This window comes from Streptomyces sp. NPDC001070 (assembly GCF_053598835.1).
The window spans coordinates 112,816-138,943 of sequence record NZ_JBSFLB010000027.1 but is presented as its reverse complement, the minus strand read 5'-3'; the positions used below and the strand labels follow the sequence as shown (position 1 = coordinate 138,943).

Below are 26,128 nucleotides of genomic sequence, written 5' to 3'. Positions count from 1 at the left end.
ACCTCGTCCGAGATGGACGGGGTATCAACATATCTGGCGTTGACTTTTGGCACGCTGTTGAGTTCTCAAGGAACGGAAGCTTCCTTCGAGACCGTCTCACCGGCCCCTCCGGGCTTTCCCTTCGTTGTCTCCAGCTTAGCAGATCCGATTTCCTTCTCTGCCACCCTCTGGAGGGGGTTTCGCTTTCGGCGTTTCCGCCTCGGCGACATTCACTACGTTAGCGGATTCCTTCGCGTCTCGCGAATTCATCCCCCACTCTCCATGCGATTCCACGCCAATGGAATTCGAGGCGCACGGAAGTGCACCCGAATCTTCGGGGTGTTGTCGTCGTGGTGAGTGACCGCCGATCGAAGGATCCGGACGAACCGGACGCACCGTCTCAAGCGGCTCGGGCTACGTTACGCAAGAGCGACGGCAGAGTCAAGCTCTGCCGCCGCTCAAACGTGGATAACCAGCCGACGTCAGTCGCCGGCGACCTCGACGGCCGCCAGGCTCTTCTTGCCGCGACGCAGCACGAGCCAGCGACCGTGCAGCAGGTCGGCGGGCACGGGAGCCGCGTCCTCGTCGCCGATCTTGACGTTGTTCACGTACGCGCCGCCCTCCTTGATGGTGCGGCGGGCCGCGGACTTGCTGGCCACGAGCCCGACCTCGGCGAAGAGGTCGGCGACCGGGGCCAGCTCGGCGACCTTGGCGTGCGGCAGTTCGCCGAGCGCCGCGGCGAGGGTCCGTGCGTCGAGTCCGGTGAGTTCGCCTTGGCCGAAAAGCGCCTTGGACGCGGCGGTCACCGCGGCGCACTGGTCGGCGCCGTGGACGAGAGTGGTGAGTTCCTCGGCGAGGGCACGCTGGGCCGCGCGGGCCTGGGGGCGCTCCTCGGTGAGCCGCTCCAGCTCCTCGATCTCCGCCATCGACTTGAAGCTGAAGATGCGCAGGAACTTGGACACGTCGCGGTCGTCGGCGTTCAGCCAGAACTGGTAGAAGGCGTACGGCGTGGTCATCTCGGGGTCGAGCCAGACCGTGCCGGACTCCGTCTTGCCGAACTTCGTGCCGTCGGCCTTGGTGATCAGCGGCGTGGCGAGGGCGTGCACGGAGGTGCCCTCGACGCGTCCGATCAGGTCGATGCCTGCCGTCAGGTTGCCCCACTGGTCGCTGCCGCCGGTCTGCATGGTGCAGCCGTACCGGCGGTAGAGCTCCAGGAAGTCCATGCCCTGGAGGATCTGGTAGCTGAACTCGGTGTAGCTGATGCCGGCCTCGGAGTTGAGCCGGCGGGCGACGGCCTCCTTGGCGATCATCTTGTTGACCCGGAAGTACTTGCCCATGTCGCGCAGGAACTCGATGGCCGACAGACCCGAGGTCCAGTCGAGGTTGTTGACCATCACGGCGGCGGTCGGGCCCTCGAAGGAGAGGAAGGGCTCGATCTGGGCGCGGATCCGCTCGACCCAGCCGGCGACGACGTCGGCGTCGTTCAGCGTCCGCTCGGCGGTGGGCTTGGGGTCACCGATCAGGCCCGTGGCGCCGCCGACGAGGGCGAGCGGCCGGTTGCCGGCCTGCTGGAGCCGGCGGATGGTGAGGATCTGGACCAGGTTGCCGAGGTGGAGGCTGGGCGCGGTCGGGTCGAAGCCGCAATAGACCGTGACCGGGCCGTCCGCGAACGCCTTGCGCAGTGCGTCCTCGTCGGTGGAAACGGCGATCAGCCCTCGCCACCGCAGCTCGTCGACGATGTCCGTCACGGTTCTCGTGTCTCCTAGTGTCGGTCGGTGCCTCGTACCCGTTCGTACGGAGTCTTTCCGAGACTACGCGTTCCGCTCGACTCCTTTTGCGCCCCCTGGGGCGCGACGGCGCGGTGTGTGGGCGCGATAGGGGCTGACAGTGGGGTCGCCGTCGATCCAGAAGCGCCAGGGGTGGGCTGCGCCGTCGCCGCCGACGCCGGTGCGCGGGCCGGTGCGGACGGCGGCGGGGTCCGGCGGGGTGCCGGTGAGGACGCGGAAGGGCGAGGCTGCAGGGTCGTCGGGGCAGACGTCGGCGCCGTTGAGGGCGCGGTCGATGTCGAGGGCGGTGGCGAGGCGGGCGGGCCCCTGGGCGAGGTCGTGGAGTCTCCGGGAGGTGACCCGGCGCTGCCGGGCCAGGTCGGCGCCCTCGATGATGTCGCCGCCGCGCAGCAGGATCCCGCTGGGGTTGCCCTCGGGGCCGCAGACGATGTTCATGCAGTGCCACATGCCATAGGTGAAGTAGATGTACGCGTGGCCGGGCGGGCCGAACATGACCGCGTTGCGGTCGGTGCGTCCCCGGTAGGCGTGGGAGCCGGGGTCGAGGGGGCCCGCGTAGGCCTCGACCTCGGTGAGGCGCAGCGCTACGGGCCCGTCGTCCGTCCTGCGTACGAGCGTTCGTCCCAGGAGGTCGGGGGCGACCTCCAGCACCGGGCGGTCGAAGAAGGACCTGGGCAAGGGGGTGCTTTCGGGAGGGGCGATCATGCGGTACGAGAGTAATGGAACCGTTCGGGGTGGGGCCGCGTTCGTAATGACCGAGGCAACCGCCAGTAAAGGGAGAGGGACATCGTGGGCTTCAAGAAGCTGCTTGCGAGCTTGGGCGCCGGGGGCGCGTCGGTCGAGACGGTGCTCAACGAGCCGAATGTGGTCCCGGGCGGTGTTGTCCAGGGCGAGGTGCGGATCCAGGGCGGCTCGGTGCCGCAGCAGATCGAGGGGCTGTCGGTCGGTCTGCAGGCCCGTGTCGAGGTCGAGGGCCAGGACGCCGAGTACAAGCAGGACATCGAGTTCCACCGGCAGCAGCTTGGCGGGGCCTTCGAGGTGCAGCCCGGCGCGGTGCACGTGGTGCCGTTCGGTCTGGAGATCCCGTGGGAGACCCCGATCACGACCTTCCTCGGCCGTCACCTGACGGGGATGAACGTCGGGGTGACGACGGAGCTGGCGATCGCCCGTGCGGTGGACTCCGGTGACCTCGACCCGATCAACGTGCACCCGGTGCCGGCGCAGCAGGCGATCCTCGACGCGTTCGGCCAGCTGGGCTTCGGCTTCAAGAACGCCGACCTGGAGCGCGGCCACATCCGCGGCACGCGGCAGCGGCTGCCGTTCTACCAGGAGATCGAGTTCTTCGCGCCCCAGCAGTACCGCGGGCTGAACCAGGTGGAGCTCAGCTTCGTCGCCGACGGCCACGAGATGGACGTCATCCTGGAGATGGACAAGAAGCCGGGCCTGTTCAGCGAGGGCAGCGACGCGTTCCGCTCGTTCACCGTGGACCTGAACAACTTCCACGCGACCGACTGGGCGGGTTACCTCAACCAGTGGCTGGCCGAGGTCGGCGGGAAGCGCAACTGGTTCTAGGATCGGCGGGCGGAAGCGCGTTTCGCGATCAGCAGGAGGTACCGAGGTGACCGAGCAGAAGCGGCGGCCGCTCCCCCACGATTTCCATCCCGAGGTGCCGTCGTTCACGGTGGTGAGCGACGACATCGAGCCCGGTGGCACGCTGAAGGACTCCCAGGTCTACGCCCAGGGGAACGTCTCGCCGCAGCTGCGGTGGGAGGGCTTCCCCGAGGAAACCAAGAGCTTCGCCGTCACGTGCTACGACCCGGACGCGCCCACGGGCAGCGGTTTCTGGCACTGGGTGCTCTTCGACATCCCGGTGTCGGTGACCGAGTTGCCCGCGGGCGCCGGCAGCGACGGCTTCAAGGGGCTGCCCGAGGGTGCGGTGCACGTGCGCAACGATTACGGGAGCAAGGACTTCGGCGGCGCCGCGCCGCCGCCCGGGGACGGTCCGCACCGGTATGTGTTCACCGTGTACGCGGTGGACCAGGAGAAGCTGGGGCCGGACGGGGATGTGTCGCCCGCCGTCGTCGGCTTCAACCTGCGCTTCCACGCGATCGCGCGGGGGAACCTGATCGGCGAGTACGAGAACCCGGAGTAGCCGTGCCGCCCCCGGCCGTTGGTCGGGGCCGTAAATTCCGTTGCGCCCCGGCGCTCCCGCATCGCACTGTGGTGTCTGCCTGGTGATCCAACCGTCACCGGGGGTCGGCACCGCAGTGGCGGGGGCGGCGGGGCGTTGCGCTGTGCGGTTCTCGCCGCGCGACATGCCGGCCGTCCGCCGGAGCCCGGTCATGCGCCCGGGCGTCCACGCCGATCGCCGCGCTCCGGGCGCCCTCCCCCGTAGGGCCCAGGGCGCCCGGGGTGGCCGGCCACCCGGGTTCCCCGTTCTGCTCCCTGTTCCGTTCCCCGTTTCCTCCTGTTCGCTTTGACGTGCGGAAATTGCGTTGTCCGCGCGGGTATCGCCCGGTCACAGTGGAGCCACCTCGCCGCGGGGCGGGGATGGACCCGAGGGGTGGGCGACATGCGTGAGACGCTGGTGCTGAACGCGACCTTCGAGCCGCTGTCGACGGTGTCGCTGCGGCGTGCCGTGGTGCTGGTGATGCAGGACAAGGCCGTGGTCGAGCACGCGCACCCCGGGCTGAGGATCCGTGCGGCGGCGGTGGAGGTGCCGGTGCCGCAGGTGATCAGGCTCTGCCGGTACGTACGGGTGCCGTTCCGACAACGGGCGCCGTGGTCGCGGCGGGGTGTGCTGGTCAGGGACCGGCACCGGTGCGCGTACTGCGGCCGGAGGGCGACGACGGTCGACCACGTGGTGCCGCGGTCGCGCGGTGGCGGGGACACCTGGCTGAACACCGTGGCGTCGTGCGCGGAGGACAACCACCGCAAGGCGGACCGTACGCCGGAGCAGGCGGGGATGCGGCTGCTGACGCAGCCGTTCGAGCCGACCCCGGCGGACTCGCTGCTGCTGGCCCTGGGTCTGAAGGACCGTGAGGGCGTACCGGACTGGCTCGCGCTGCCGGCCTGAGTGCCGGGCCCCGAGGCGGTCGCCCGGCTACTTCAGGAGCAGTTGGGCGATCGCCACGAGGCCCACGACGACGATGACGCCCCGCAGGGCGGTGGGCGGCAGGCGGCGGCCGATGCGGGCGCCGAGGACGCCGCCGAGCGCGGCTCCGACGGCGATCAGGCCCACGGCCGCCCAGTCGAAGTCGGCGACGAAGAGGAAGAAGAGCGCGGCCACGCCGTTGACGATCAGCGCGAGGACGTTTTTCACGGCGTTGATCCGCTGCCAGGACTCCTCCAGGAGGACGCCCATCAGGGAGAGGTAGACGACTCCCTGGGCGGCCCCGAAGTAGCCGCCGTACATGCTGGCGAGGAAGAGGCTGCCGAGGAGGAGCGGGCCGCCGTGCTCGGGGGCGTGCGTGCCGTTGCCGGCGCGGCGGGCCTGGAGGGCGCGGGAGAGCCGGGGCTGGATGACGACGAGGACGAGGGCGAGGCCGATGAGGACCGGGACGATCGTGTCGAAGGCCTCGGAGGGCAGCGCCAGCAGCAGGACGGCTCCGGTGAGGCCGCCGCCGAGGGCCACGGTGCCCAGGCGCAGGATGCGGCCGCGCTGTCCGGTCAGTTCACGCCGGTAGCCGATGGCGCCGCTGAGGGATCCGGGGACGAGGCCGAGGGTGTTGGACACGTTCGCGGTGACGGGCGGCAGGCCGACGGCCAGCAGGACGGGGAAGGTGATGAGCGTTCCGGAGCCGACGACGGTGTTGATGGTGCCGGCCCCGATTCCGGCCGTGAACACGGCCAGGGCTTCCCAGAAGGTCATAGGCGTCTCCATGATCGGTGCGGGCCCTCCCCGCCCTTGAGGCCGGGGGGGAGCCGGAGCGCACGGATCATGTCACACGCTTTTGCGGCGGCTGCCGCGCGTCTCAGTCCTTGTCGAGCCGGGGGGTCTCGCGCCGGGTGCCGCCCTCGCCGTTGTTGCCGCCGCTGCCGGGGGCGCCGGGGAGGTTGACGATGCCGCCGAGGCCCTTGAGGGCGTCGTTGAGTTCGCTGGGGATGATCCAGAGCTTGTTGGACTCGCCCTCGGCGATCTTGGGGAGCATCTGGAGGTACTGGTAGGCCAGCAGCTTCTGGTCGGGGTCGCCGGCGTGGATGGACTCGAAGACCGTGCGGATGGCCTGGGCCTCGCCCTCGGCCTTGAGGGCGGCGGCCTTGGCCTCACCCTCGGCGCGCAGGATCGCGGACTGCTTCTCGCCCTCGGCGGTGAGGATCTGGGACTGCCGGATGCCCTCGGCGGTGAGGATGGCGGCGCGCTTGTCGCGGTCGGCGCGCATCTGCTTCTCCATCGAGTCCTGGATGGAGGTGGGCGGCTCGATGGCCTTGAGCTCGACGCGGTTGACGCGGATGCCCCACTTGCCGGTGGCCTCGTCGAGGACGCCGCGCAGGGCCGCGTTGATCTCCTCGCGGGAGGTCAGGGTCCGCTCCAGGTCCATGCCGCCGATGATGTTGCGGAGCGTGGTGACGGTGAGCTGCTCGATCGCCTGGATGTAGCTGGCGACCTCATAGGTGGCGGCCCGCGCGTCGGTGACCTGGTAGTAGATGACCGTGTCGATGTTGACGACCAGGTTGTCCTGCGTGATCACCGGCTGCGGCGGGAAGGGCACGACCTGCTCGCGCAGGTCGATGCGGTTGCGGATGGTGTCGATGAACGGCACCACGATGTTGAGCCCCGCGCTCAGTGTCCTGGTGTAGCGGCCGAAGCGCTCGACGATCGCGGCGCTGGCCTGCGGGATGACCTGGACCGTCTTGATGAGCGCGATGAAGACGAGCACCACCAGGATGATCAGGACGATGATGATCGGCTGCACGTCCACTCCCACGCCGATTGCCTGTGGCTACCTGTACGAAGACATGATCAAGTCTGGCAGACCCCGCGGGGAGACGGGCCGGGTTCGGCGAATTCCCGTGCCGCTGCCGGGTGCGGGGGCGCGCGGGATCACATCACGACGGCCGTCGCGCCCTCGATCTCGACGACGTCCACGCTCTCGCCGGGCTCGAAGGCCCGTCCCGTTTCGAGTGCGCGGGCCGACCAGACCTCGCCGTTGAGCTTGATCCGGCCGCCGTGCCCGTCGACTCTCTCGAGGACGACGGCCTGGCGGCCCTTGAGCGCGTCGATGCCGCTGCGCAACTCCGGGCGCTGCGAGCGGCTGCGGTTGGCCAGCGGGCGTACGACGGCGATGCCCGCGACCGAGACGATGACGAAGATCAGCACCTGCGGCGTGATGCCGAGACCGAGGCCGGCCGCGATCGCGGCGGCGACGGCTCCGACCGCGAACATCCCGAACTCGGGCATCGCGGTCACCACAAGCGGAATACCCAGCCCCACGGCGGCAATCAGCCACCACAACCAGTCGTCCACGCGTCCATCGTAGGGCTCCGGAGTGGATCTGTGACAGGGTGCGACGGCTCTGCCCGAGGCTTTGGGAGCGGGTTACTTCAGGGGCAGGCCGTTGGCGGTCCAGCGGTCGCCGCGGCGCTCGACGACGAGCGGGAGGCCGAAGCACAGGGACAGGTTGCGGGAGGTGAGTTCGGTCTCCATGGGGCCGGCGGCGACGACCTTGCCCTGACGGATCATCAGGACGTGGGTGAAGCCGGGGGCGATCTCCTCGACGTGGTGGGTGACCATGACCATGGAGGGGGCGATCGGGTCGCGGGCGAGCCGGCCGAGGCGGCGGACGAGGTCCTCGCGGCCGCCCAGGTCGAGGCCGGCGGCGGGCTCGTCGAGCAGCAGCAGCTCGGGGTCGGTCATCATGGCGCGGGCGATGAGGGTGCGCTTGCGCTCGCCCTCCGAGAGGGTGCCGAACTTGCGGTCGAGGTAGTCGCTCATGCCGAGCCGGTCGAGGAAGGCGCGGGCACGGTCCTCGTCGACCTGCTCGTAGCTCTCCTGCCAGTGCGCGGTCATGCCGTACGCGGCGGTGAGGACGGTCTCCAGGACGGTCTGCTTGCGCGGCAGCTTCTCGGCCAGGGCGACGCCCGCGATGCCGATGCGGGGGCGCAGTTCGAAGACGTCGACGCCGCCCATCTTCTCGCCGAGGATCTGGACGGTGCCGGAGGTCGGGAAGAGGTAGCTCGACGCGATGTTGAGCAGGGTCGTCTTGCCGGCGCCGTTGGGACCGAGGATCACCCAGCGCTCACCCTCGGCGACCGACCAGGAGACCTGGTCCACCAGAGCCCGGCCGTCTCGGACCACGGATACGTCCACCAGCTCCAGAACATCGCTCATGAGCGTGTTGTCTCCCATTTCCCGATCGCATGTCTGCTGTCGCGAGCACCTGTAGGCACCGCCCCCAGGAAATCTACGCCACGCCCGGGGCACCCCAGTCCTTAGGCTGGGGGGATGCTCGACGAACCACGCTCAGGACGGCTGGCGGCTTGGGGAAATGCCCTGATTGCCGGACTTGCCGCGCCGGACGACGCCGCCCAGGAAGTGCTCGCAGACGATTCGGTCCACCGGATCTCCGGACTTCCCGGGGAGGACGGCCCGGTGGGCCTGACCCTGGGCCTGGGGCGACTGCGCGCGCTCGGCGTGTCCGGGCTGCGGATCGCGCTGCCGGTGCCCGGGCACCCGCTGGGGCTCAGCGGGCCTCCGGAGTTCAACGCGCGGGCGCTGGCGGCGGGCGAGGCGGTCATCGCCGTCGGCGGCCCCGCGCTCGGTCTGGTGCCCGAGGTGACGGAGGCCGGGCCGCGGGGGGACGTGCACGTGACGGTCGAATGGCAGTGCCTGGAGGTACGGGACGCGCCGCCGGCGGACGTGCCCTCGCTGGGCGAGGCGGAGCGGGAGCTCGCGGAGGCGCTGCGGGACGCCACGGAGGCCCTGGCGCGGCTGGACGTCGCCGGCGCGGGCCCGGCGGCCCAGGCGGCGCTGGAGGCGTACCGGGCACGGGCGGCGCGGGGTCGTGAGGTACTCGCGCCGGGGTATCCGCCGCGGGCCGTACGGGTGCTCGAACTGGCGCAGCGGGTGGGCGCGCTGGTCGGGATCGCCACCGGGGCCCAGGCCGAGCACGGGGCGGCGGTCAGCGCCTCGGAGATCGCCGCGCGGGCGGAGCTGCTGCGGCCGGTGGAGCGTACGGCGCGGCGGGCGCAGGTGGCGGCGTACAACGCGTACGTCGAGGAGGCCGAGCGGCGCCGCGGCTGAGCGGCGCCCGGGGTCAGGGGACGGGGGACAAGGGGAAGGCCCCGCGGACGGCGCTGTCCGCGGGGCCCTCTCAATGGCTCAGTGGCCGTAGGAGCCGTGGCTTTTGCCGTCGATGTTTGCGCAGGTGTTCCCGATCGCGGGGTTCAGTGCGGCGAAGAAGTTGTGGGTGTTGCCGCACAGGTTGACCGGCGTGTTCACCGGGACCTGGGTCACGTTGCCGGAGAACGCACCGGGCGATCCGGCGGCCACGGCGCCCGCGTGGGAGTCGGCGAGCGCGGTAGCGGCCGAACCGGCGGCGGCCGCACCGGCGGCGGCGATGATCAGGGCGGCCTTCTTGGCGCTGTTCATGAAGCTGTTCCTCCTGTGATGACACGACCCCGGTCGAGGAGCCGCACTTTGAGGAACGCGGAGCACGGGGCGGTGACACGGGGAGGGCGGCGGAAACCTCCGTACGGCGGAATCTGCGTGTCGTACCGGGTGTCGTGCCGGCGGGACCCCCGCGCCGCTCGAAGGGACCGGCCCCGGGGCGGCGGAGCGCTCCGGGGCCGGTGGTCACGGCCGGGCCGTGGGGTGGCGTCCTGGGTCAGTGGTTGACGCAGACGTTGCCGACGGCCGGGTTGAGGACACCGACGACGCTGATGGTGTTGCCGCAGACGTTCACCGGGATGTGCACCGGCACCTGGATCACGTTGCCGGAGACCACGCCCGGGCTGTGCGTCGCACCACCGTTGGCGTGGGCGCCACCGCTGTGGGCGGAGGCGGCACCCGCGCCGACCAGGGCGAGGCTTCCGGCGACCATGGTGACGGCGGCGGCCTTGTGCAGGTTCTTCACGTTCTTGACCCTCCTTGCATGGGTACCGCGGCAGGCGCCGCAGCACGCCATGGAAAACGGGGCGGACGCGACCAGGTTGCGCCATCCGGGCGACATACACCCGACGGTATGAATCTCGGTCCGGAGCGCGACGATCCGCTTGTCCTACCGCTACGGGCCGCCACCGGGCTCCGTCCGCTGTCCGTCCGCTCCCCCGCCGTGTCAGCCGCCGACGCCGTGCCGCACCGCCCACAGCGCGGCCTGGGTACGGTCGGAGAGGTCCAGCTTCATCAGGATGTTCGACACGTGGGTCTTGACGGTCTTCTCGGACAGCACCAGGGCGCGGGCGATCTCCCGGTTGGAGCGGCCCTCGGCGATCAGCGAGAGCACCTCGCGCTCGCGGTCGGTGAGGGTGCCGCCGCGGCCCTGCCCGGGGCCGTTGTCCTCCTGGGAGAGCAGGGCGTCGGCCACCTCCGCCTGCAGCAGCACGTGCCCGGCGTGCACCGATCGGATGGCGCCGGCCAGCGCGTCGGGGTCCACGTCCTTGTAGACGTAGCCGGCCGCGCCCGCGCGCAGGGCGGGGACCACGGTGCGCCGCTCGGTGAAGCTGGTGACGACCAGGACGCGGGCCTTGCTGCCGTTGTCGCGCAGCCGGCGCAGTGCCTCGATGCCGTCGGTGCCCGGCATCCTGACGTCCATCAGGATCACGTCGGGGGCGAGTTCACCGGCGCGCAGAACGCCCTCCTCGCCGTCGCCGGCCTCGCCCACCACCTCGATGTCGGGCTGCACTTCGAGGAAGGTCCGCAGGCCGCGGCGGACCACCTGGTGGTCGTCGACCAGCAGGACGCGAATGGGTCCGTCAGCCACCGGGCACCTCCATCTCGATCACGGTGCCCTTGCCGGGCGCCGAGTCCACCGTCAGACCGCCGCCCACCCCGTCGGCCCGGTCCCGCATGGAGACGAGTCCGAGGTGGCGGCCGGCACGGCGCACCGCGGACGGGTCGAAGCCGCGCCCGTCGTCGGTCACCGTGAGCACCGCTCCTCTGCCCCGGCCCTCCAGCCGCACCGCCACCGAGGTGGCCTCCGCGTGTCGCAGCGCGTTGTGCAGCGCCTCTTGGGCGACCCGGAGCACCGCCTCCTCCTGGGCGGCGGGCAGGGCGCGGACATGGCAGTGGCTGAAGGAGATCCGCGCCGGGTGCGCCCGGCCGAGGACGTCGACCTGGGTACGCAGGGTGGCGAGCAGGCCGTCCTCGTCCAGCGCGGCGGGCCGCAGCTCCACCACGACCGCGCGCAGTTCGTCGGCGGCCTCGGCGGCGAGCACCGCGACCTGCTTCAACTCCTCGCGGGCACGGGCCGGATCGCGGTCCACCAGGGCGGAGGCGGCCTGGGCGGTCAGCCGCAGCGAGAACAGCTTCTGCGAGACGGCGTCGTGCAACTCGTGGGCGATGCGGGCCCGTTCCCCGGCGAGCGTCAGCTCACGGCTGCGCTCGTACAGGCGGGCGTTGGTGAGGGCGATGGCGGCGTGCGCGGCCAGGGTGCGCAGCAGTTCCTCGTCCTCCTCGGTGAAGGCGCAGCCGCCGTCGGCCGGGCGGGGGGCGCCGCGCTTGTTGGCGAGGAAGAGGGCGCCCAGGATCTCGTCGCCGTCGACCACCGGCATGCCGAGGAAGTCGGCCATGTCGGGGTGCGCGGAGGGCCAGCCGCCGAAGCGGGGGTCCGCCTTGACGTCGGGGAGGCGCTGCGGGGTGGCCTCGTGGAGCATCGCCGCGAGGACGCCGTGCTGCCGGGGCAGCGGGCCGATCGCCTTCCACTGACCGTCGCTGACGCCGTCGACCACGAACTGGGCGAAGCCGCCGTGGTCGTCCGGCACGCCCAGCGCGGCGTACTCGGCGTCGAGCAGTTCGCGGGCGGACGCGACGATCGTCTGCAGGACCTCGCGCACCTCCAGGTGCCGGCTCATCGCGAGGACGGCCGCGCTCACCGCCTCGAGGCCGCGTCGGGACGATCGGCTGGACATGTCATCACCGTACCGGCGGGGTGCGGGCTCGGGGATCGGCCGGGTGACGGAGCGGCCCGGGTCCCTGGACCTAGGCCGAAGTTCGGTGCCCCGGTGCTGCGGGCGGCCGAGGCGCCCGGGGCGGGCCGTTCCTACGGTGGGGGCAACCGCCGGGCAGCGGGCCGGGCGGCGGGTGGGAGGACACGTCATGCCGGTGGCAATCATCACGGGGGCGTCGCGGGGTCTGGGACGGGCCCTCGCCGGGGCGCTCGCCGAGCGGGGCTGGGACCTGGTGATCGACGCGCGGTCCGCCGACGCGCTGAAGCGGGCCAAGGCGGAACTGGCGGACCGGACGCGGGTGACCGCGCTGCACGGCGACGTCGCCGATCCGGGGCACCGGGTGGAACTGGTCTCGGCGGCTTGGGAGTTCGGGGGGCTCGATCTGCTCGTGAACAACGCCGGCGCGCTGGGCGCGGAGCCGCTGACGCCGCTGTCCGGGCATCCGCTGGAGGGGCTGCGGACGGCGCTGGAGACCAATGTGGTGGCCGCGCTGGGACTGGTGCAGGAGGGGCTGCCCCTTCTGCGCCGGCAACGTGGCGCGGTGCTCAACATCAGCTCGGACGCCGCCGTCGAGGCGTACCCCACGTGGGGAGGGTACGGCGCGAGCAAAGCGGCACTCGAACAGCTGTCGGCGGTGCTGGCGGTGGAGGAGCCGGAGCTGCGGGTGTGGTGGCTGGACCCGGGCGACATGCGGACGGCGCTGTACACGGCGGCCGTCCCAGACGACCCCGACGCGGACGAGCGCCCCTCTCCCGAGTCCGTGGTGCCGGCGGTGCTGGGGCTGCTCGACGAGGACGCGGCCAGTGGCCGCTACGTGGCGCCGGCGCTGCTGGAGGCCCGGCGGTGACCGCGCTGGGCGGGCTGGGCGGGCTGGACGCGCTGAAGGTGCCGGAGGAGTTGTCGGCGCGGGTCCCGGTGGAGCAGCGCGGGGGCGCGGCGGCAGGCCGGGACGCGGTGCGGCTCCTGGTGGGGCGGCGTGCCTCGGCGGAGGTCAAGCACCACGCCTTCGGCGAACTGCCGGGGCTGCTGCGGGCCGGGGACGTGCTGGTGGTGAACACCTCGCGGACTCTGCCGGCGGCGGTGGACGGCGGGCTCGGGGAGTCCGCGGTGGTGGTGCACTTCTCCGGGCTGCTGGACGACGGGCGCTGGATGGTGGAGCTGCGGGCACCTGACGGGCGGGGCACGACCCGGCCGCGGGCGGGTGGCCCGGCAGGGGTGGCGGTGGCGCTGCCGGCGGGAGAGCGGCTGGTGCTGCAGGAGCCGCTGAGCCCGTGCGGGGAGCGGCTGTGGGTGGCGCGGGCGTCGGTGGCGGACGCGATGGCGTACCTGCACCGGCACGGGCGGCCGATCCGCTACCCGTACACCGAGCGGGACCAGCCGCTCGCGGCCTATCAGACGGTGTTCTCGGTGCCGTCGGCGGACGGCCTGGGCTCGGCGGAGATGCCGAGCGCGGCGCGTCCCTTCACGGACGGGCTGGTCACGGCGCTGGTGAGCCGCGGGGTGCAGGTCGCGCCGGTGGTGCTGCACACCGGGGTGTCCTCGGGCGAGGCGCACGAGCCGCCGTACCCGGAGCGCTTCTCTGTGCCGGAGAGCACCGCGTGGCTGGTGAACGCCGCGCGGGCGGGCGGCGGGCGGGTGGTGGCGGTGGGCACCACGGCGGTGCGCGCCCTGGAGACGGCGGCGGACGCGCGGGGGAGGGTCGCGGCGGCGGGCGGCTGGACCGACCTGGTGGTCACGCCCGAGCGGGGCGTGAGGGCCGTGGACGGCCTCCTCACCGGGCTGCACGACCCGGCGGCGTCGCATCTGCTGTTGCTGGAGGCAGTGGCCGGCCGTCGGCTGCTGGAACGGGTCTACGACGGCGCCGTGGGGGCGGGTTACCTCTGGCACGAGTTCGGGGACGTGAATCTGCTGCTGCCCTGAACGGGCTCCGCACCGACCCGGCGTCGTCGCGTGGTCGCGGTGCGCCACCGGTCTGTGAGGCGGCACATAGGACGTACGTCACGTACGAAGCCCGGTAGTAGGGGGTGGAACGGCCGGATCGGCCGGGTGTGCGGCGAATGCCGGACCCGGCCGATCCGGCCGTTACTACTTCGGGTAGTAATAGGTGGGTTTGGTCGGGAAATTTCCCGGGGCTAAGAATGCTCGGGTCGCTCCGCGCCGCGTTCGACACGCGGCGCTTCTCCTTGCCCGAGGGCAGAGCGGAGCGCAGCCGAATGGAAGAGGTCACTCCCCCATGCAGCTCCCGACGATCCCGATGCTCGACCGTCTGACCAAGACCCACAAGTACTCCGCCGCAGGCATCGCCGCGGCCGGTGTGGGCGTCCTGGCCATCACCGGTGTGGCGGGGACCAGCGGGACGGCGCAGGCTTCCGGCACGACGCCGGAGACCGCCGCCGGACAGGCGCGGTCCGCCGCGGCCGAGCAGCACGCCGCGCACGTCGCCCATGTCGCCCACCGGAAGGCGGTCGCGAAGCAGCACGCCGCCCACGTCGCCCACCAGGCCGTGGAGCGCAGGCAGCAGGCCGAGGAGCGCAAGCGCCACGCCGCGCACCTGGCGCACCAGGCCCACCGGCGGCAGCAGCAGGCGGCCAACCGGAGCCACGAGCGCAAGGCCCTCGTCCCGCAGCAGCGGTACGAGACCTCGCGTCCGGCGGCGCCCCGAGCGGCCGCCCCGAAGGCCCCGGCGGCCCCGTCCGGCACCCCGCAGCAGATGGCGCAGCAGATCATCGGCGACGCGGCCCAGTTCCAGTGCTTCGCCAACATCGTGATGCACGAGAGCACCTGGAACCCGTACGCGGTCAACGCCTCCTCCGGCGCGTACGGCCTGGTCCAGGCGCTGCCCGGCTCCAAGATGGCCTCCGCGGGCGCCGACTGGCGCACCAACCCGGCCACCCAGATCAAGTGGGGCCTGAACTACATGAACGAGCGCTACGGCAGCCCCTGCGGCGCCTGGTCGTTCTGGCAGGCCAACCACTGGTACTGAGCCGGCCGGCGCAGGCCGGGCAGGGACGTGCGGAAGGCGGCGGTTCCCCGGTCCGGGGAACCGCCGCCCTCCGTTCGCGCTCGCTGCGGCAGGGGCCGTTACTTGCGCATGACCTCGGGCTCGTGGCGGCGCAGCAGCCGCAGGACGAGGACACCGCAGACGAGGGCGATGCCGAGCAGTATCGCCATGTCGAAGCCCCACTGGCTCGCCGAGTGCTCCCACAGCGGGTCCAGGTTGTCGGGCTTGGCCTGGTCCCACGGCGGCATGAGGTGGCCGAGGTCGAGGGTGGCGCCGGCGGCGCCGATGGCCCAGCGGGAGGGCATGAGCCAGGCGACCTGCTCCAGGCCGACGGTGCCGAAGATCTGGAACAGGACGCCGGTGAACACGACCTGGACGATCGCGAACATCACCAGCAGCGGCATGGTCTTCTCGGCGGTCTTCACCAGCGAGGAGATGACCAGGCCGAACATCATCGAGGTGAAGCCCAGCGCGATGATCACCAGGGTGAGCTCCGCGGCCGGGAAGCTCTTGATGATCAGGCCCTCCTCGGGCAGCTTGCGCACCGACAGGCCGATGGTGCAGATGATGACGCCCTGCAGGGCGCTGATCAGGCCGAGGACGAAGACCTTGGAGAGCAGGTACGCCGAGCGGGACAGGCCGGTGGCCCGTTCCCGTTCGTAGATCACCCGTTCCTTGATCAGCTCGCGCACCGAGTTGGCGGCGCCCGAGAAGCAGGCGCCCACGGCGACGATCAGCATGATGGTGCCCGCGTCGGTGTTGAACTTGTTCGCCTGGCCGGGTGGCGCCAGGCCGAACTTCGCCGGGATGACCACGCTCACCAGGCCGAGGACGGCCGGAAGGATCGCCATCAGCCCCATGAAGCCCTTGTCGGAGGCGATCACCGCCAGGTAGCGGCGGACGAGGGTGACGAACTGCGACGGCCAGCTCTGCGGCTTGGGCGGCTTCGACCGCTGCGGGGCCGCGCCTACGGACTGCGGGGCGACCGCGTCCAGGTCCGCGGCGTAGATCTGGTAGTGCTGGGAGCCGCGCCAGCGACCGGACCAGTCGTAGTCGCGGTAGTTCTCGAAGGCGGAGAAGACGTCGGCCCAGGTGTCGTAGCCGAAGAAGTTCAGCGCCTCCTCGGGCGGGCCGAAGTAGGCGACGGAGCCGCCCGGCGCCATCACCAGCAGCTTGTCGCACAGGGCCAGTTCGGCCACCGAGTGGGTGACGACGAGGACGGTGCGGCCGTCGTCGGCGAGGCCGCGCAGCAGCTTCATGACGTCGCGGTCCATGCCCGGGTCGAGGCCCGAGGTGGGCTCGTCCAGGAAGATCAGCGAGGGCTTGGTGAGCAGCTCCAGGGCGACGGAGACGCGCTTGCGCTGGCCGCCGGAGAGCGACGTGACGCGCTTGTCGGCGTGGACGTCGAGCTTGAGCTCGCGCAGCACCTCGTCGATCCGGGCCTCGCGCTCGGCGGCCTTGGTGTCGCCGGGGAAGCGGAGCTTGGCCGCGTAGCGCAGGGCTCTGCGGATCGTCAGCTCCTTGTGGAGGATGTCGTCCTGCGGGACCAGGCCGATGCGCTGGCGCAGTTCGGCGAACTGCTTGTACAGGTTGCGGCTGTCGTACAGCACCTCGCCCTCGTCGGCCGGACGGTAGCCGGTCAGGGCGCGCAGCAGCGTCGACTTGCCGGAGCCGGACGGGCCGATGACGGCGATCACCGACTTCTCGGGGACGCCGAAGGACACGTCGTTGAGGATGGTCTTGGTGCCGCTGCCCTGCGGCACGCGCACGGTGAGCCGGCGGGCGGAGAAGGAGATCTCGCCGGTGTCGACGAACTCCTCGAGCTGGTCGCCGACCAGCCGGAAGGTGGAGTGGCCGACGCCCACGATGTCGTTGGGGCCGAGCAGGTGACGCTGGATCGGCTGGCCGTTGACGTATGTGCCGTTGTGGCTGCCGAGGTCGGCGATCTCGTAGCGGCCGTCGGGGTGCGCCCGGAACTCCGCGTGGAAACGGGAGACCTGCAGGTCGGAGACGACGAGGTCGTTCTCCAGGGCGCGGCCGATCTTCATCACGCGGCCGAGGACGAGGTGGTGGAAGGTGGTCGGGCTGCGGTCGCCGTAGACGGGCGGCGCGCCGGCGGCGCCGGACGGCCCGTGCGGGGACGGGATGTGCGCCTGCGGCGCCTGCCGGTTGTCCGGCTGCGGCGCCTGTGAGGGCTGCGGCACATACGGGCCGGACGACCCGTTCCCCCAGCCGCCCTGCCGCGGCGGGGCGACCGGGCTCGGCGAGGCCTGCGCCGCGGGCCCGGACTGTCGGGCCTGCTGCGGCTGCGCCAGCGCGGTCTCGGCGCTGTAGAGGTCACCGCCGGCCGCGGCGCCGCCGCTGAAGCTCAGTCGTGGGCCGTCGGTGGCGTTGCCGAGGTTGACGGTGGCACCGGCGGCGACGTCGTAGGCGTGGACCCGCTGGCCCTGTACGTAGGTGCCGTTGGTGCTGCCGAGGTCCTCGATGACCCAACCGCGTTCGGCCCGGCGGATGGTGGCGTGCCGCCAGGAGATCCGCGCGTCGTCGAGGACGACGTCCGACTGCGGATCCCGGCCGAGGCTGTACGACCTGGCCGGATCCAGCGCCCAGGTCTGTCCGTTCAGTTCGAGTACGAGTTCAGGCACCCCAAGCCCCACAAAGTTGTCCCCCGGGTTGTCCCCCATGAGGGGAGTCTAGGGATTGCGAACATCGGGCGGAACTATTCCAGGCACGGCCACCCGTCAGGAAGCTTCCACGTAAGAGTGATATGAACCCTCTTCCCGGAAGCCGTTGACGGCGCCGAAACACCACCGGAGAGTGGTAACCGCCCTCGAACCGTGCGGATCATGACGGATCAGGGCACCACGCATCACAGGCGGTTCGGACGCGAGATCTCGGGGGCGGGCATGACCGCGTACACCTCCACACCATCCACGGCGCCCGCGCGCCGCCCGGGGCGCCCGGTCCCCTGGGGCGGTGTGCTGCTGTCCGCGGTCGCCGCGGTGAGCTGGGCGTATCTGGGGATGGTGGGCACCGCCGCGCTGGGCCTGCATCTGCTCGGCGCGGACACCGCGGGCTCGTTGGGGCCGATGACGGCGGCGGTGGTCGCGATGGCGGTGGGCGGAAAGGTCGTCCCCTCCGGCGATGTCGCCGTGTTCGGGCTGGACGGGGCGGGCGGGGCGGGCCGGCTCGACCTCATGCCGCTGGGCGTGGGCCTGGTGGGGGCGTTGCTGCTGGCCTGGGTGTTCCTGCGGTCGCTGCGCCGGGCCGGGTTGACGATCCCGGCGGGGGAACTCGCCGCCCGCGCGGGGGCGGTGGTGGTGCTCTTCGTGGCGCTGCTCGGCGCGCTGGCGTGGGCCGGGGAGGACACCATCGCCATCGACGGCGCCGCGCTGGGCGCGGACAAGGGCGGCGGGGGCCTGGTGGACCGGTTGCCGGGCATCGGCGACATCGGCGGGGGGCTCGGCGACGGGCTGCAGGACCTGATCGACGCCAAGGCCTCGGTGAGCTTCCACGTGGCCACCGGCCGTTCCCTGCTCGGCGGGCTGCTGTGGGTGGCGGCCGTCCTGCTGATGGCGCTGCTGACCTCGCGCCGTACGCCGCTGCCTCCTGCCCTGGCGGCGCTGCACCGGGTGGTCCGGCCGGCCGCGTCGGCGCTGCGCTGGGTGCTGCTGCTGGCCGTGGTCGCGGGCTGCGCGGCGGCCGGGTACGCGGCGGCGACGGGCGACGAGCCGGGTCGGATCGCCGGGGCGGCGCTGCTGGGGGCGCCCAACGGGGTGTGGCTGGCGGTGCCGCTCGGGCTGTTCGTGTCCTGGCGGGGCACCGCCACCGGGGAGCTGGCGAAGATGCTGCCGGATCCGCTGGACCGGCTGCTGTCGACGAACGTCGCCGAGCCGGTGACGCCCGCCCGGCTGGCCGGGTACGACCAGCGGGTGTGGCTGCTGACCGTCGCCGCGGCGCTGATGATGCTGGCGGCGGGCGCGCTGGCGGCGGCCCGCACCCCGCAGTGGGGGTCGACGCGGGCGGGCTTCGCGGGGCGGTGCGCCGTGCGGCTCGGGGTGGTCACGGCCGTCGCCTTCCCGCTGCTGGTGTGGCTGACCGGTGTCTCGGTGAACGCGGGCATCTCGGTCTTCGGCTTCGACGCCGTCAGTGCCGGCGTCGACCTGCACGGCAGCCTGCCCCTGGCGCTGCTGCTGGGAGCGGCCTGGGGCGCGGTGGCCGGTGGCGCGGGGGCGCTGCTGGCGCTGGCGACGGGCACCGCGGGGCGCCGGGTGTCGCCGTACGCGCTGCAGCGTACGGCCGAGGCGGCGGCCGGGGAGAACGTCGCCCGTACCTATCCGGGCATCGCGTACCAGCCCGGGCCCTACATCCCGAGTCCCGGCTACGGGCCGCCGGACGTCGGCCCCAACCCCTACCTGCAGCCCCCGACGGGCGAGGCGCCGCATTCGGCGCGGACGGTCGCCGGGGTGCCGCTGCCCCCGCCGCCGGGCCCGCCCCCCGCCCCGCGGCCCGGCCCGCCGCACGAGGGCCCGCCGCCGCCCGGCGCGCCCGGGGGCCGCCGCTGACCCCGGGCGGTGTCCGCCAGGCGGAACACATGTCCGTGCCGGGCCCGGTGCCCGATACGGTGGAGTCACCATGAACGACGCATCGCAGGCGACCGCTGCCACCGCCGTCAATGTGCCGACGCTGCTGGTCAAGATCTTCGGCAAGGACCGGCCGGGGATCACCGCCGGGCTCTTCGAGATGCTGGCCGGCTTCCAGGTGAACGTCATCGACATCGAGCAGGTCGTCACCCGGGGTCGCATCGTGCTCTGCGCCCTGGTGACCGCGCCCGCGGGCCGGTCCGTGGAGGGTGAGCTGCGCGCGACGGTGCATTCGTGGGCCGAGTCGATGCGGCTGCAGGCGGAGATCATCTCCGGTATCGGCGACAACCGGCCGCGCGGCGAGGGCCGCTCCCATGTGACGGTCCTCGGGCATCCGCTGACGGCGGAGTCCACGGCGGCCATAGCGGCCAGGATCACCGGGGCCGGCGGCAACATCGACCGCATCTTCAGGCTCGCGAAGTACCCGGTGACGGCGGTGGAGTTCGCGGTGTCCGGTGTCGCCACCGACACGCTGCGCCCGGCGCTCGCCCTGGAGGCCCACGAGCGCGGCGTGGACGTGGCCGTGGTGTCGGCGGGCCTGCACCGCCGGGCGCAGCGCCTGGTCGTCATGGACGTGGACTCCACCGTGATCCAGGACGAGGTGATCGAGCTCTTCGCGGCGCACGCGGGCTGCGAGGACGAGGTCGCCGAGGTGACGGCGCGGGCGATGCGCGGCGAGCTCGACTTCGAGCAGTCGCTGCACGCGCGGGTCGCGCTGCTGGAGGGGCTGGACGAGTCCGTGGTGGACAAGGTCCGGCAGGAGGTGCGGCTGACGGCCGGGGCCCGCACGCTGATCCGCACGCTCAAGCGGCTGGGCTACCAGGTGGGTGTGGTCTCCGGGGGCTTCACGCAGGTCACCGACGACCTCAAGGAACGCCTGGGGCTGGACTTCGCGGCGGCCAACACCCTGGAGATCGTGGACGGCAAGCTGACCGGCCGGGTGACCGGCGAGATCGTGGACCGGGCGGGCAAGGCGCAGCTGCTGCGGCGCTTCGCGACGGAGGCCGGAGTCCCGCTGAGCCAGACCGTCGCCATCGGTGACGGGGCCAACGACCTGGACATGCTCAACGCGGCGGGCCTCGGGGTCGCCTTCAACGCCAAGCCGGTGGTGCGGCGGGCGGCGGACGCGGCGGTCACCGTGCCCTTCCTGGACACCGTGCTCTATCTGCTGGGCATCACGCGCGAGGAGGTCGAGGCGGCCGACGCCGGGGACGGCGCCGCCGCCGCGACCTGACCGGTGCGGCGCGGACGGATGCGGTGAGGGCCCGGCCCGGATGCGGCTCAGTCGTGCGGCGACCAGAAGTCGACGAGGCGGCCGACACCGTGCTCGACCGTCTTCCAGGGGCCGGAGAAGGTGATCACGGCGATGGCCGCGGTCGGGAATCCGGTGCGGTGCAGCCGCGCCAGGGTGTCCCCGTCGCTCTCCCCCGCCAGGGCGTCGGCGAGGGCCTGGATGGCGGGGTTATGGCCCACCAGCAGCAGGTCGTCAATGTCGTCGGGGGTCTCGTTGAGCAGGGCGAGCAGGTCCCCGAGGGTGGCGTCGTAGAGCCGCTCCTCGTAGACCGTGCGGGGGCGGTGCGGGAGTTCGTGGGCGGCGAGCTTCCATGTCTCACGGGTGCGGACGGCCGAGGAGCAGAGAGTCAGATCGAACGGGATCCCCAGCTCGGCGAGCCTGCGGCCGGCGACGGGCGCCTCCTTGCGGCCGCGTTCCGCCAGCGGTCGCTCGTGATCGGGGACGTCCGGCCAGTCGGCTTTGGCGTGCCGGAGCAGGACGATCCGGCGGGGCGATGCAGCTGCGCTCATGACCCTCAGCTTTCCAGAAATCCGTCCGCCAGGCGCGTGCTGCGGGACGGTTCACGGTTCGCCGCGGGGGTTCACAGCAGGTGCTGGAGGACTCCCGGGAGGCCTTCGCCGATCGCGTGGAGGAGCCGTCCCACGGGCTCCGCGGCCGACGCGTCGGCGGCTCCCGGGCCCGCGACCAGGGCGAGCAGCGCCGCGAAGGCGAGCGCGGGCAGGGCGAGCGCCCACCACGGCAGGCGCGTCTGCGTGCCCCGGCCGACCGCCGGGCGGGCGATGCGGGATCGCGGGGTACGCGAGGGAACAGCCTGCATGGACACGGGACGCCTCCGTGGGTCAGCCGGGATGCCGGAGTGGTGCCCGGCCTTGCGTCACGACGCTACGGAAACGCGGCCGGCGGTCCCATCCGGTGGCCCACCCACTGGACCCTGACCCTGGCCCCCTAGGGGAGGTGGGGTTCTCCCTACCCCGGGTCTCGGGGTGGCGGATCAGCCGAACTTGGCGCCGATGATGGCGATCACCGCGACGAGGGCGGGCACGGCCAGCATGAGGCCGAAGATGATCAGAAGCTTCTTCTGCGGCTGCGGGGGGTTGGGCTCGAGCACGGGCATGCCGCCCAGTCTCGCATCCGGCGTCCGCCGTCGCGTACCCGGGTGGCCGGACCCGCGCGCGAGGGCGGTCAGAGCTCGTCCTCCACGGCCCGGTCACGGCCGGCGACCACGCCCGCGGCGATCTGCGGCAGCAGCAGGGCGAGCATGAAGGCCACGGGCAGGTCCCAGCCGCCGGAGTGCTGGTAGAGGGCCCCGACGAGGATCGGCCCGGGAATGGAGAGCAGGTAGCCGGTGCACTGCGTGAAGGCCGACAGCCGCACCACTCCGGCGCCGGTGCGCGAACGCATTCCGATCATGGTGAGCGCGAGCGGGAACGAGCAGTTGGAGATGCCGAGCAGCAGGGCCCACACCCACGGTGCGGCGGCCGGTGCCGCCCACAGACCGCCGTAGCCGGCGATCCCGAACAGGCCGAGGCCGACGGCCAGTCCGCCCTGGTGCCGCATCCGCCCGGCGAGCGCGGGCAGCACGAAGGAGAGCGGCACGCCCATCACCATGGTCACGGCGAGCAGCACACCCGCGGTGGCGGCGGAGACCCCCGCGTCGCGGAAGATCTGCGGCAGCCAGCCCATCGTGATGTACGCGCCGGTCGACTGGAGCGCGAAGTAGACGGCGAGCGCCCAGGCGGTTCGGCTGCGGGTGATGCGGCCGGCCGGTGCCTCCTCCGCGTCGGGGGCGGCGGCCGCCGGGGCGGCGCCCCGGCCCCGGTCGCGTACGAGGGCGAGCCACGGCAGCACGGCGACGGCGGCAGGCACGCCCCAGGCGGCGAGGCCGAGCCGCCAGTCGCCGCCCAGGGCCCGGGTCGCGGGGACGGTGACCGCCGCGGCGAGCGCGGTACCGAGGGAGAGGGCCATCGAGTAGAGCCCGGTCATGGTGCCGACCCGGTCCGGGAACCAGCGCTTGACGACGACGGGCATCAGGACGTTGCCGACGGCTATGCCGCCCAGGGCCAGGGCGCTCGCGGCGAGGAAGAGGGCCGTGCCGCCGGCGAACGGACGCAGGAACAGCCCGAGGGCGATGGCGGCCAGGCCCGCGCAGACCACGACGCCCGGGCCGCGGCGGCGGGCCAGCCGGGGCGCGGTCACCCCGAAGACCGCGAAGCACAGCGCGGGGACGGAGGTGAGCAGTCCGGCGACGGTACCGCTCATGCCGAGGCCGTCGCGGACCTCCTCCAGCAGGGCGCCGAGGCTGGTGATGGCCGGACGCAGATTGAGCGCCGCGAGGACGAGCGCGACGGCCACCAGGATCCGGGTCCGCCGCATGCCTTGCGGAGCGGCGGGGATGTGTGGGGGCATGGTGGCCCGTTCCGTGGCAGGGTCGAGCGTCGCTTCGTCGTCACGCATGCCAGCCATCATAGAATGATGGGATGAATGTTGAGGAGAGTCCATGCCCCTGACCTCGCCCCGGCGCTCCGCCCTCGCCGACCAGGTGATCGCGCAGCTCCGCGCGCAGATCACCTCCGGCGAGTGGCCGGTGGGGTCGCGGATCCCCACCGAGACCCAGCTGGTCGAGCAGCTCGGGGTGGCCCGCAACACCGTCCGCGAGGCCGTCCGGGCACTGGCGCACAACGGGCTGCTCGACATCCGGCAGGGCTCCGGCACCTATGTGCTGGCCACCAGTGAGCTCGCCGGGGTGATGCACCGCCGCTTCGCCGACGCCGACCCGCGGCACGTGGCCGAGCTGCGCAGCGCCCTGGAGGCCTCCGCGGCCGCGCTCGCCGCGCGGCGGCGCACGGACCGCGACCTGAAGCAGCTCGACGCGGCCCTTGACCGGCGCGAACGGGCCTGGCAGTCCGGCAGCGCCGACGCCTTCGTCGACGCCGACGCCGCGCTGCACCTGTCCGTCGTGGCGGCCTCGCACAACGACGTCGTCGCCGAGCTCTACGCCGACCTCGGCGAGGTGCTGCGCGCCTTCCTGCGCGCGGACGTCGGCGAGGAACTGCGCCCCGAGCAGTACGTGGACCACGCCCGGCTCGTCGAGGCGATCCGGGCTGGCGATCCGGAGACGGCCTCCTCCGAGGCCTCGGGGCACGCCTTCAGCTGCCGCTTCCGTCCAGCGTCCCGGTGACCCAGACGTTCTGGATCTCCTTCCAGCAGCGGTCGCTCAGCGTCACCGTCACCGCAGGCCCGACCGGGACGGGGGCCCCGTCCACGTCCGGGTCCCACCAGCGGCGGCACTCGATGTGCAGCTGCACGCGGTCCAGGTCAGGGTCGGGGTTGAAGCACACGGCGACGCCCTCGCCGCCCTGCACCGAGGTCCGGCACTCCGCGACGTCCGGCAGCCGTGTCGCGGCCCCGGTGGCCGCGGCCGCCGGGGCCGCGCCCGCGGCCACCGCCACGGCCACCGCCGCGGCGCACACGTAGACACGCACGATTCACGCCCTCCCTCCGCTCACCCCCGGGCTCACCCCCGCACAGCCATCCTGGCGGCCCCGCCCGCCCCGGCACCCGGTCTGCTGGGCCGAACGGGGGACAACGGCCCGAACGCGCGTACGGCCCCGGCGCCGCCCGAAGGCGGCGCCGGGGCCGTCACGCATGAGCCGAGGGAGCCCGGGCGATCACGCGCCGATCGCGTGCAGACCGCCGTCCACGTGGACGATCTCACCCGTGGTCTTGGGGAACCAGTCGCTGAGGAGCGCGACGATGCCGCGGCCGGCCGGCTCGGGGTCGGCGAGGTCCCACTCCAGCGGGGAGCGGTGGTTCCAGACGTCGGCCAGCTCGCCGAAGCCCGGGATGGACTTGGCGGCCATGGAGGCGATCGGCCCGGCCGAGATCAGGTTGCAGCGGATGTTCTGCTTGCCGAGGTCCCGCGCGATGTAGCGGGAGGTGGCCTCCAGCGCCGCCTTGGCCGGACCCATCCAGTCGTACTGGGGCCAGGCGTACTGCGCGTCGAAGGTGAGGCCGACGACCGAGCCGCCCTCCTGCATCAGCGGCAGGCAGGCCATGGTGAGCGCCTTCAGCGAGTACGCGGAGACGTGCATCGCGGTGGAGACGGACTCGAACGGCGTGTTGAGGAAGTTGCCGCCGAGGGCGTCCTGGGGCGCGAAGCCGATGGAGTGCACGACGCCGTCGAGGCCGCCCAGCTCCTCGCGGACGACGTCCGCGAGCGAGGCCAGGTGCTCCTCGTTGGTGACGTCGAGCTCGATGACCTTGACCGGCTTGGGCAGCTTCTTGGCGATGCGCTCGGTCAGCGTCGGCCGCGGGAACGCCGTGAGGATGATCTCGGCACCCTGCTCCTGGGCGAGCTTCGCGGTGTGGAAGGCGATGGAGGACTCCATCAGCACGCCGGTGATGAGGATGCGCTTTCCAGCGAGGATTCCACTCATGATGCTCAGTGACCCATGCCCAATCCGCCGTCGACGGGAATGACGGCTCCTGTGATGTATGCGGCCTCGTCGGAGGCGAGGAAGCGGACCGAGGAGGCGATCTCCTCCGGCTGCGCGTAGCGGGCCAGCGGGACCTGGCCGACGATGTTCTGCCGCTGCTCGTCGGTGAGCACCCGGGTCATGTCGGTGTCGACGAAACCGGGGGCGACCACATTGACGGTGATGTTGCGCGAGCCGAGCTCACGCGCGAGGGACCGCGCGAAGCCGACCAGGCCGGCCTTGGACGCGGCGTAGTTGGCCTGGCCCGCCGAGCCGAGCAGCCCCACGACGGAGGAGATCAGCACGATGCGGCCCTTGCGGGCCCGCAGCATCTTCCTCGACGCGGCCTTGACCACCCGGAAGGTGCCCGTGAGGTTGGTGTCCAGGACGGAGGTGAAGTCCTCGTCGGACATCCGCAGCAGCAGCTGGTCGCGGGTGACGCCCGCGTTGGCGACCAGCACCTCCACCGCGCCCTGCTGGGCCTCGATCTCCTTGAACGCCTGCTCGACCTGCTCACCGTCGGTGATGTCGCACTTGACGGCGAAGAACCCCTCCGGGGGCTCGCCCGAGCGGTAGGTGACGGCGACCTTGTCGCCCGCGTCGGCGAAGGCCCGGGCGATGGCGAGGCCGATGCCCCGGTTTCCTCCGGTGACGAGAACCGAGCGGCTCAACGGATCACCCTTTCCGTAGTGGTCTGGTACTCCAAAAAACTATCTGCCTACGCAGCGGTACGGGGAATCGACCCCCGACAGGGGCGTGTGCGAGTCGCTGTCGAGTCCCTACAGAAAACGGCGGGCGACCGGATTGTCGGAGCGGCATGATTCACTGCGGAGACATTGACGATT

The 26,128-nt window shown here is 72.2% G+C and carries 28 protein-coding genes; 10 read left to right on the top strand and 18 right to left on the bottom strand.

Annotation, left to right across the window (positions count from 1 at the left end; all coding sequences use genetic code 11):
* Window positions 1-461: 461 nt before the first annotated feature.
* Together tyrS and ACWDAS_RS29830 are read right to left on the bottom strand one after the other, a co-directional pair.
* Complete coding sequence (tyrS, locus tag ACWDAS_RS29835; RefSeq protein ID WP_450397165.1) at window positions 462-1,727, bottom strand: tyrosine--tRNA ligase; 1,266 nt, start codon at window positions 1,725-1,727, stop codon at window positions 462-464.
* 63 nt (window positions 1,728-1,790) lie between these two features.
* Window positions 1,791-2,468, bottom strand: a complete 678-nt coding sequence (locus ACWDAS_RS29830) for a DNA-3-methyladenine glycosylase (RefSeq protein ID WP_450397162.1) — start codon at window positions 2,466-2,468, stop codon at window positions 1,791-1,793.
* 84 nt (window positions 2,469-2,552) lie between these two features.
* On the opposite strand from ACWDAS_RS29830, the gene ACWDAS_RS29825 reads away from it, so the two are divergent.
* From ACWDAS_RS29825 to ACWDAS_RS29815, 3 genes are all read left to right on the top strand, one after another.
* Window positions 2,553-3,335 (top strand): sporulation protein, encoded by a 783-nt coding sequence (locus tag ACWDAS_RS29825; RefSeq protein ID WP_450397159.1) that lies wholly within the window; start codon window positions 2,553-2,555, stop codon window positions 3,333-3,335.
* 46 nt (window positions 3,336-3,381) lie between these two features.
* A complete protein-coding gene (locus ACWDAS_RS29820; protein WP_450397156.1) occupies window positions 3,382-3,915 on the top strand; it encodes a YbhB/YbcL family Raf kinase inhibitor-like protein in 534 nt (177 codons plus the stop codon).
* 420 nt (window positions 3,916-4,335) lie between these two features.
* Entirely contained in the window at window positions 4,336-4,839 is a 504-nt protein-coding gene (locus tag ACWDAS_RS29815) for an HNH endonuclease (protein ID WP_450397153.1), read from the top strand.
* A gap of 27 nt (window positions 4,840-4,866) precedes the next feature.
* Here the strand turns inward: ACWDAS_RS29815 and ACWDAS_RS29810 are convergent, their stop codons facing one another.
* The 4 genes from ACWDAS_RS29810 to ACWDAS_RS29795 all read right to left on the bottom strand — a co-directional run bounded on the left by ACWDAS_RS29810 (window position 4,867) and on the right by ACWDAS_RS29795 (window position 8,094).
* Window positions 4,867-5,634 (bottom strand): sulfite exporter TauE/SafE family protein, encoded by a 768-nt coding sequence (locus ACWDAS_RS29810; protein ID WP_450397150.1) that lies wholly within the window; start codon window positions 5,632-5,634, stop codon window positions 4,867-4,869.
* 103 nt (window positions 5,635-5,737) lie between these two features.
* A complete protein-coding gene (locus tag ACWDAS_RS29805) occupies window positions 5,738-6,679 on the bottom strand; it encodes an SPFH domain-containing protein (RefSeq protein ID WP_450397147.1) in 942 nt (313 codons plus the stop codon).
* Window positions 6,680-6,807: 128 nt separating this feature from the next.
* Entirely contained in the window at window positions 6,808-7,218 is a 411-nt protein-coding gene (locus tag ACWDAS_RS29800) for an NfeD family protein (protein ID WP_450397187.1), read from the bottom strand.
* An 84-nt stretch (window positions 7,219-7,302) separates the two neighbouring features.
* A complete protein-coding gene (locus ACWDAS_RS29795) occupies window positions 7,303-8,094 on the bottom strand; it encodes an ABC transporter ATP-binding protein (protein WP_450397144.1) in 792 nt (263 codons plus the stop codon).
* A gap of 114 nt (window positions 8,095-8,208) precedes the next feature.
* Between ACWDAS_RS29795 and ACWDAS_RS29790 the strand changes: the two genes are divergently transcribed.
* Complete coding sequence (locus ACWDAS_RS29790) at window positions 8,209-9,006, top strand: hypothetical protein (protein WP_450397141.1); 798 nt, start codon at window positions 8,209-8,211, stop codon at window positions 9,004-9,006.
* A 78-nt stretch (window positions 9,007-9,084) separates the two neighbouring features.
* Here ACWDAS_RS29790 and ACWDAS_RS29785 read toward each other — a convergent pair whose 3' ends face one another.
* The 4 genes from ACWDAS_RS29785 to ACWDAS_RS29770 all read right to left on the bottom strand — a co-directional run bounded on the left by ACWDAS_RS29785 (window position 9,085) and on the right by ACWDAS_RS29770 (window position 11,831).
* On the bottom strand, window positions 9,085-9,354 hold the full coding sequence (locus tag ACWDAS_RS29785) for a chaplin (protein WP_450397138.1): 270 nt from the start codon (window positions 9,352-9,354) through the stop codon (window positions 9,085-9,087).
* 235 nt (window positions 9,355-9,589) lie between these two features.
* Window positions 9,590-9,838: a chaplin gene (locus ACWDAS_RS29780; RefSeq protein ID WP_450397137.1), complete on the bottom strand. Its 249-nt coding sequence runs from the start codon at window positions 9,836-9,838 to the stop codon at window positions 9,590-9,592.
* A 201-nt stretch (window positions 9,839-10,039) separates the two neighbouring features.
* Window positions 10,040-10,684 (bottom strand): response regulator, encoded by a 645-nt coding sequence (locus ACWDAS_RS29775; RefSeq protein ID WP_450397134.1) that lies wholly within the window; start codon window positions 10,682-10,684, stop codon window positions 10,040-10,042.
* Entirely contained in the window at window positions 10,677-11,831 is a 1,155-nt protein-coding gene (locus tag ACWDAS_RS29770) for a GAF domain-containing sensor histidine kinase (RefSeq protein ID WP_450397133.1), read from the bottom strand. The genes ACWDAS_RS29775 and ACWDAS_RS29770 overlap by 8 nt, the downstream gene beginning before the upstream one ends.
* 187 nt (window positions 11,832-12,018) lie before the next feature.
* On the opposite strand from ACWDAS_RS29770, the gene ACWDAS_RS29765 reads away from it, so the two are divergent.
* From ACWDAS_RS29765 to ACWDAS_RS29755, 3 genes are all read left to right on the top strand, one after another.
* Window positions 12,019-12,717, top strand: a complete 699-nt coding sequence (locus ACWDAS_RS29765) for an SDR family oxidoreductase (protein WP_450397130.1) — start codon at window positions 12,019-12,021, stop codon at window positions 12,715-12,717.
* Window positions 12,714-13,790, top strand: coding sequence for an S-adenosylmethionine:tRNA ribosyltransferase-isomerase (locus ACWDAS_RS29760; RefSeq protein WP_450397126.1), 1,077 nt, complete (start codon window positions 12,714-12,716; stop codon window positions 13,788-13,790). Before ACWDAS_RS29765 ends, ACWDAS_RS29760 begins: the two co-directional genes overlap by 4 nt.
* A gap of 313 nt (window positions 13,791-14,103) precedes the next feature.
* Complete coding sequence (locus ACWDAS_RS29755) at window positions 14,104-14,853, top strand: aggregation-promoting factor C-terminal-like domain-containing protein (protein WP_450397124.1); 750 nt, start codon at window positions 14,104-14,106, stop codon at window positions 14,851-14,853.
* A gap of 98 nt (window positions 14,854-14,951) precedes the next feature.
* Here the strand turns inward: ACWDAS_RS29755 and ACWDAS_RS29750 are convergent, their stop codons facing one another.
* Complete coding sequence (locus ACWDAS_RS29750; protein WP_450397122.1) at window positions 14,952-17,555, bottom strand: FHA domain-containing protein; 2,604 nt, start codon at window positions 17,553-17,555, stop codon at window positions 14,952-14,954.
* 162 nt (window positions 17,556-17,717) lie between these two features.
* Between ACWDAS_RS29750 and ACWDAS_RS29745 the strand changes: the two genes are divergently transcribed.
* Window positions 17,718-19,436 (top strand): streptophobe family protein, encoded by a 1,719-nt coding sequence (locus ACWDAS_RS29745; protein WP_450397120.1) that lies wholly within the window; start codon window positions 17,718-17,720, stop codon window positions 19,434-19,436.
* A gap of 70 nt (window positions 19,437-19,506) precedes the next feature.
* Entirely contained in the window at window positions 19,507-20,748 is a 1,242-nt protein-coding gene (gene serB, locus ACWDAS_RS29740; RefSeq protein WP_450397118.1) for a phosphoserine phosphatase SerB, read from the top strand.
* Between the two features lie 47 nt (window positions 20,749-20,795).
* On the opposite strand, the gene ACWDAS_RS29735 is transcribed toward serB, so the two are convergent.
* The 4 genes from ACWDAS_RS29735 to ACWDAS_RS29720 all read right to left on the bottom strand — a co-directional run bounded on the left by ACWDAS_RS29735 (window position 20,796) and on the right by ACWDAS_RS29720 (window position 23,262).
* A complete protein-coding gene (locus tag ACWDAS_RS29735) occupies window positions 20,796-21,317 on the bottom strand; it encodes a SixA phosphatase family protein (RefSeq protein ID WP_450397116.1) in 522 nt (173 codons plus the stop codon).
* Window positions 21,318-21,388: 71 nt separating this feature from the next.
* Entirely contained in the window at window positions 21,389-21,625 is a 237-nt protein-coding gene (locus tag ACWDAS_RS29730) for a hypothetical protein (RefSeq protein WP_450397185.1), read from the bottom strand.
* 174 nt (window positions 21,626-21,799) lie between these two features.
* A complete protein-coding gene (locus ACWDAS_RS29725; RefSeq protein WP_450397113.1) occupies window positions 21,800-21,922 on the bottom strand; it encodes an SGM_5486 family transporter-associated protein in 123 nt (40 codons plus the stop codon).
* Between the two features lie 68 nt (window positions 21,923-21,990).
* Complete coding sequence (locus tag ACWDAS_RS29720; protein WP_450397110.1) at window positions 21,991-23,262, bottom strand: CynX/NimT family MFS transporter; 1,272 nt, start codon at window positions 23,260-23,262, stop codon at window positions 21,991-21,993.
* Between the two features lie 43 nt (window positions 23,263-23,305).
* Here ACWDAS_RS29720 and ACWDAS_RS29715 point away from each other — a divergent pair, with 43 nt between their 5' ends.
* Window positions 23,306-23,986 carry a FadR/GntR family transcriptional regulator gene (locus ACWDAS_RS29715; RefSeq protein ID WP_450397107.1) on the top strand — a complete coding sequence of 227 codons (681 nt, stop codon included), beginning with the start codon at window positions 23,306-23,308 and terminating at the stop codon, window positions 23,984-23,986.
* On the opposite strand, the gene ACWDAS_RS29710 is transcribed toward ACWDAS_RS29715, so the two are convergent.
* From ACWDAS_RS29710 to fabG, 3 genes are all read right to left on the bottom strand, one after another.
* A complete protein-coding gene (locus ACWDAS_RS29710; protein ID WP_450397104.1) occupies window positions 23,955-24,290 on the bottom strand; it encodes a hypothetical protein in 336 nt (111 codons plus the stop codon). The two genes, ACWDAS_RS29715 and ACWDAS_RS29710, sit on opposite strands and share 32 nt — an antisense overlap.
* 186 nt (window positions 24,291-24,476) lie before the next feature.
* Entirely contained in the window at window positions 24,477-25,244 is a 768-nt protein-coding gene (gene fabI / locus ACWDAS_RS29705; RefSeq protein ID WP_450397102.1) for an enoyl-ACP reductase FabI, read from the bottom strand.
* A gap of 5 nt (window positions 25,245-25,249) precedes the next feature.
* Window positions 25,250-25,954, bottom strand: a complete 705-nt coding sequence (fabG, locus tag ACWDAS_RS29700; RefSeq protein ID WP_450397099.1) for a 3-oxoacyl-[acyl-carrier-protein] reductase — start codon at window positions 25,952-25,954, stop codon at window positions 25,250-25,252.
* Window positions 25,955-26,128: the final 174 nt, after the last annotated feature.

Bases quoted from the DNA above. Each gene is read 5' to 3' on its own strand.
- ACWDAS_RS29830 (WP_450397162.1), bottom strand. From the start codon at position 2,468: ATGATCGCCCCTCCCGAAAGCACCCCCTTGCCCAGGTCCTTCTTCGAC.
- ACWDAS_RS29815 (WP_450397153.1), top strand. From the start codon at position 4,336: ATGCGTGAGACGCTGGTGCTGAACGCGACCTTCGAGCCGCTGTCGACG.
- ACWDAS_RS29810 (WP_450397150.1), bottom strand. From the start codon at position 5,634: ATGACCTTCTGGGAAGCCCTGGCCGTGTTCACGGCCGGAATCGGGGCC.
- ACWDAS_RS29795 (WP_450397144.1), bottom strand. From the start codon at position 8,094: ATGAGCGATGTTCTGGAGCTGGTGGACGTATCCGTGGTCCGAGACGGC.
- ACWDAS_RS29790 (WP_450397141.1), top strand. From the start codon at position 8,209: ATGCTCGACGAACCACGCTCAGGACGGCTGGCGGCTTGGGGAAATGCC.
- ACWDAS_RS29785 (WP_450397138.1), bottom strand. From the start codon at position 9,354: ATGAACAGCGCCAAGAAGGCCGCCCTGATCATCGCCGCCGCCGGTGCG.
- ACWDAS_RS29770 (WP_450397133.1), bottom strand. From the start codon at position 11,831: ATGTCCAGCCGATCGTCCCGACGCGGCCTCGAGGCGGTGAGCGCGGCC.
- ACWDAS_RS29765 (WP_450397130.1), top strand. From the start codon at position 12,019: ATGCCGGTGGCAATCATCACGGGGGCGTCGCGGGGTCTGGGACGGGCC.
- ACWDAS_RS29755 (WP_450397124.1), top strand. From the start codon at position 14,104: ATGCAGCTCCCGACGATCCCGATGCTCGACCGTCTGACCAAGACCCAC.
- ACWDAS_RS29750 (WP_450397122.1), bottom strand. From the start codon at position 17,555: ATGGGGGACAACCCGGGGGACAACTTTGTGGGGCTTGGGGTGCCTGAA.
- ACWDAS_RS29745 (WP_450397120.1), top strand. From the start codon at position 17,718: ATGACGGATCAGGGCACCACGCATCACAGGCGGTTCGGACGCGAGATC.
- serB (WP_450397118.1), top strand. From the start codon at position 19,507: ATGAACGACGCATCGCAGGCGACCGCTGCCACCGCCGTCAATGTGCCG.
- ACWDAS_RS29735 (WP_450397116.1), bottom strand. From the start codon at position 21,317: ATGAGCGCAGCTGCATCGCCCCGCCGGATCGTCCTGCTCCGGCACGCC.
- ACWDAS_RS29730 (WP_450397185.1), bottom strand. From the start codon at position 21,625: ATGCAGGCTGTTCCCTCGCGTACCCCGCGATCCCGCATCGCCCGCCCG.
- ACWDAS_RS29725 (WP_450397113.1), bottom strand. From the start codon at position 21,922: ATGCCCGTGCTCGAGCCCAACCCCCCGCAGCCGCAGAAGAAGCTTCTG.
- ACWDAS_RS29720 (WP_450397110.1), bottom strand. From the start codon at position 23,262: ATGCGTGACGACGAAGCGACGCTCGACCCTGCCACGGAACGGGCCACC.
- ACWDAS_RS29715 (WP_450397107.1), top strand. From the start codon at position 23,306: ATGCCCCTGACCTCGCCCCGGCGCTCCGCCCTCGCCGACCAGGTGATC.
- fabI (WP_450397102.1), bottom strand. From the start codon at position 25,244: ATGAGTGGAATCCTCGCTGGAAAGCGCATCCTCATCACCGGCGTGCTG.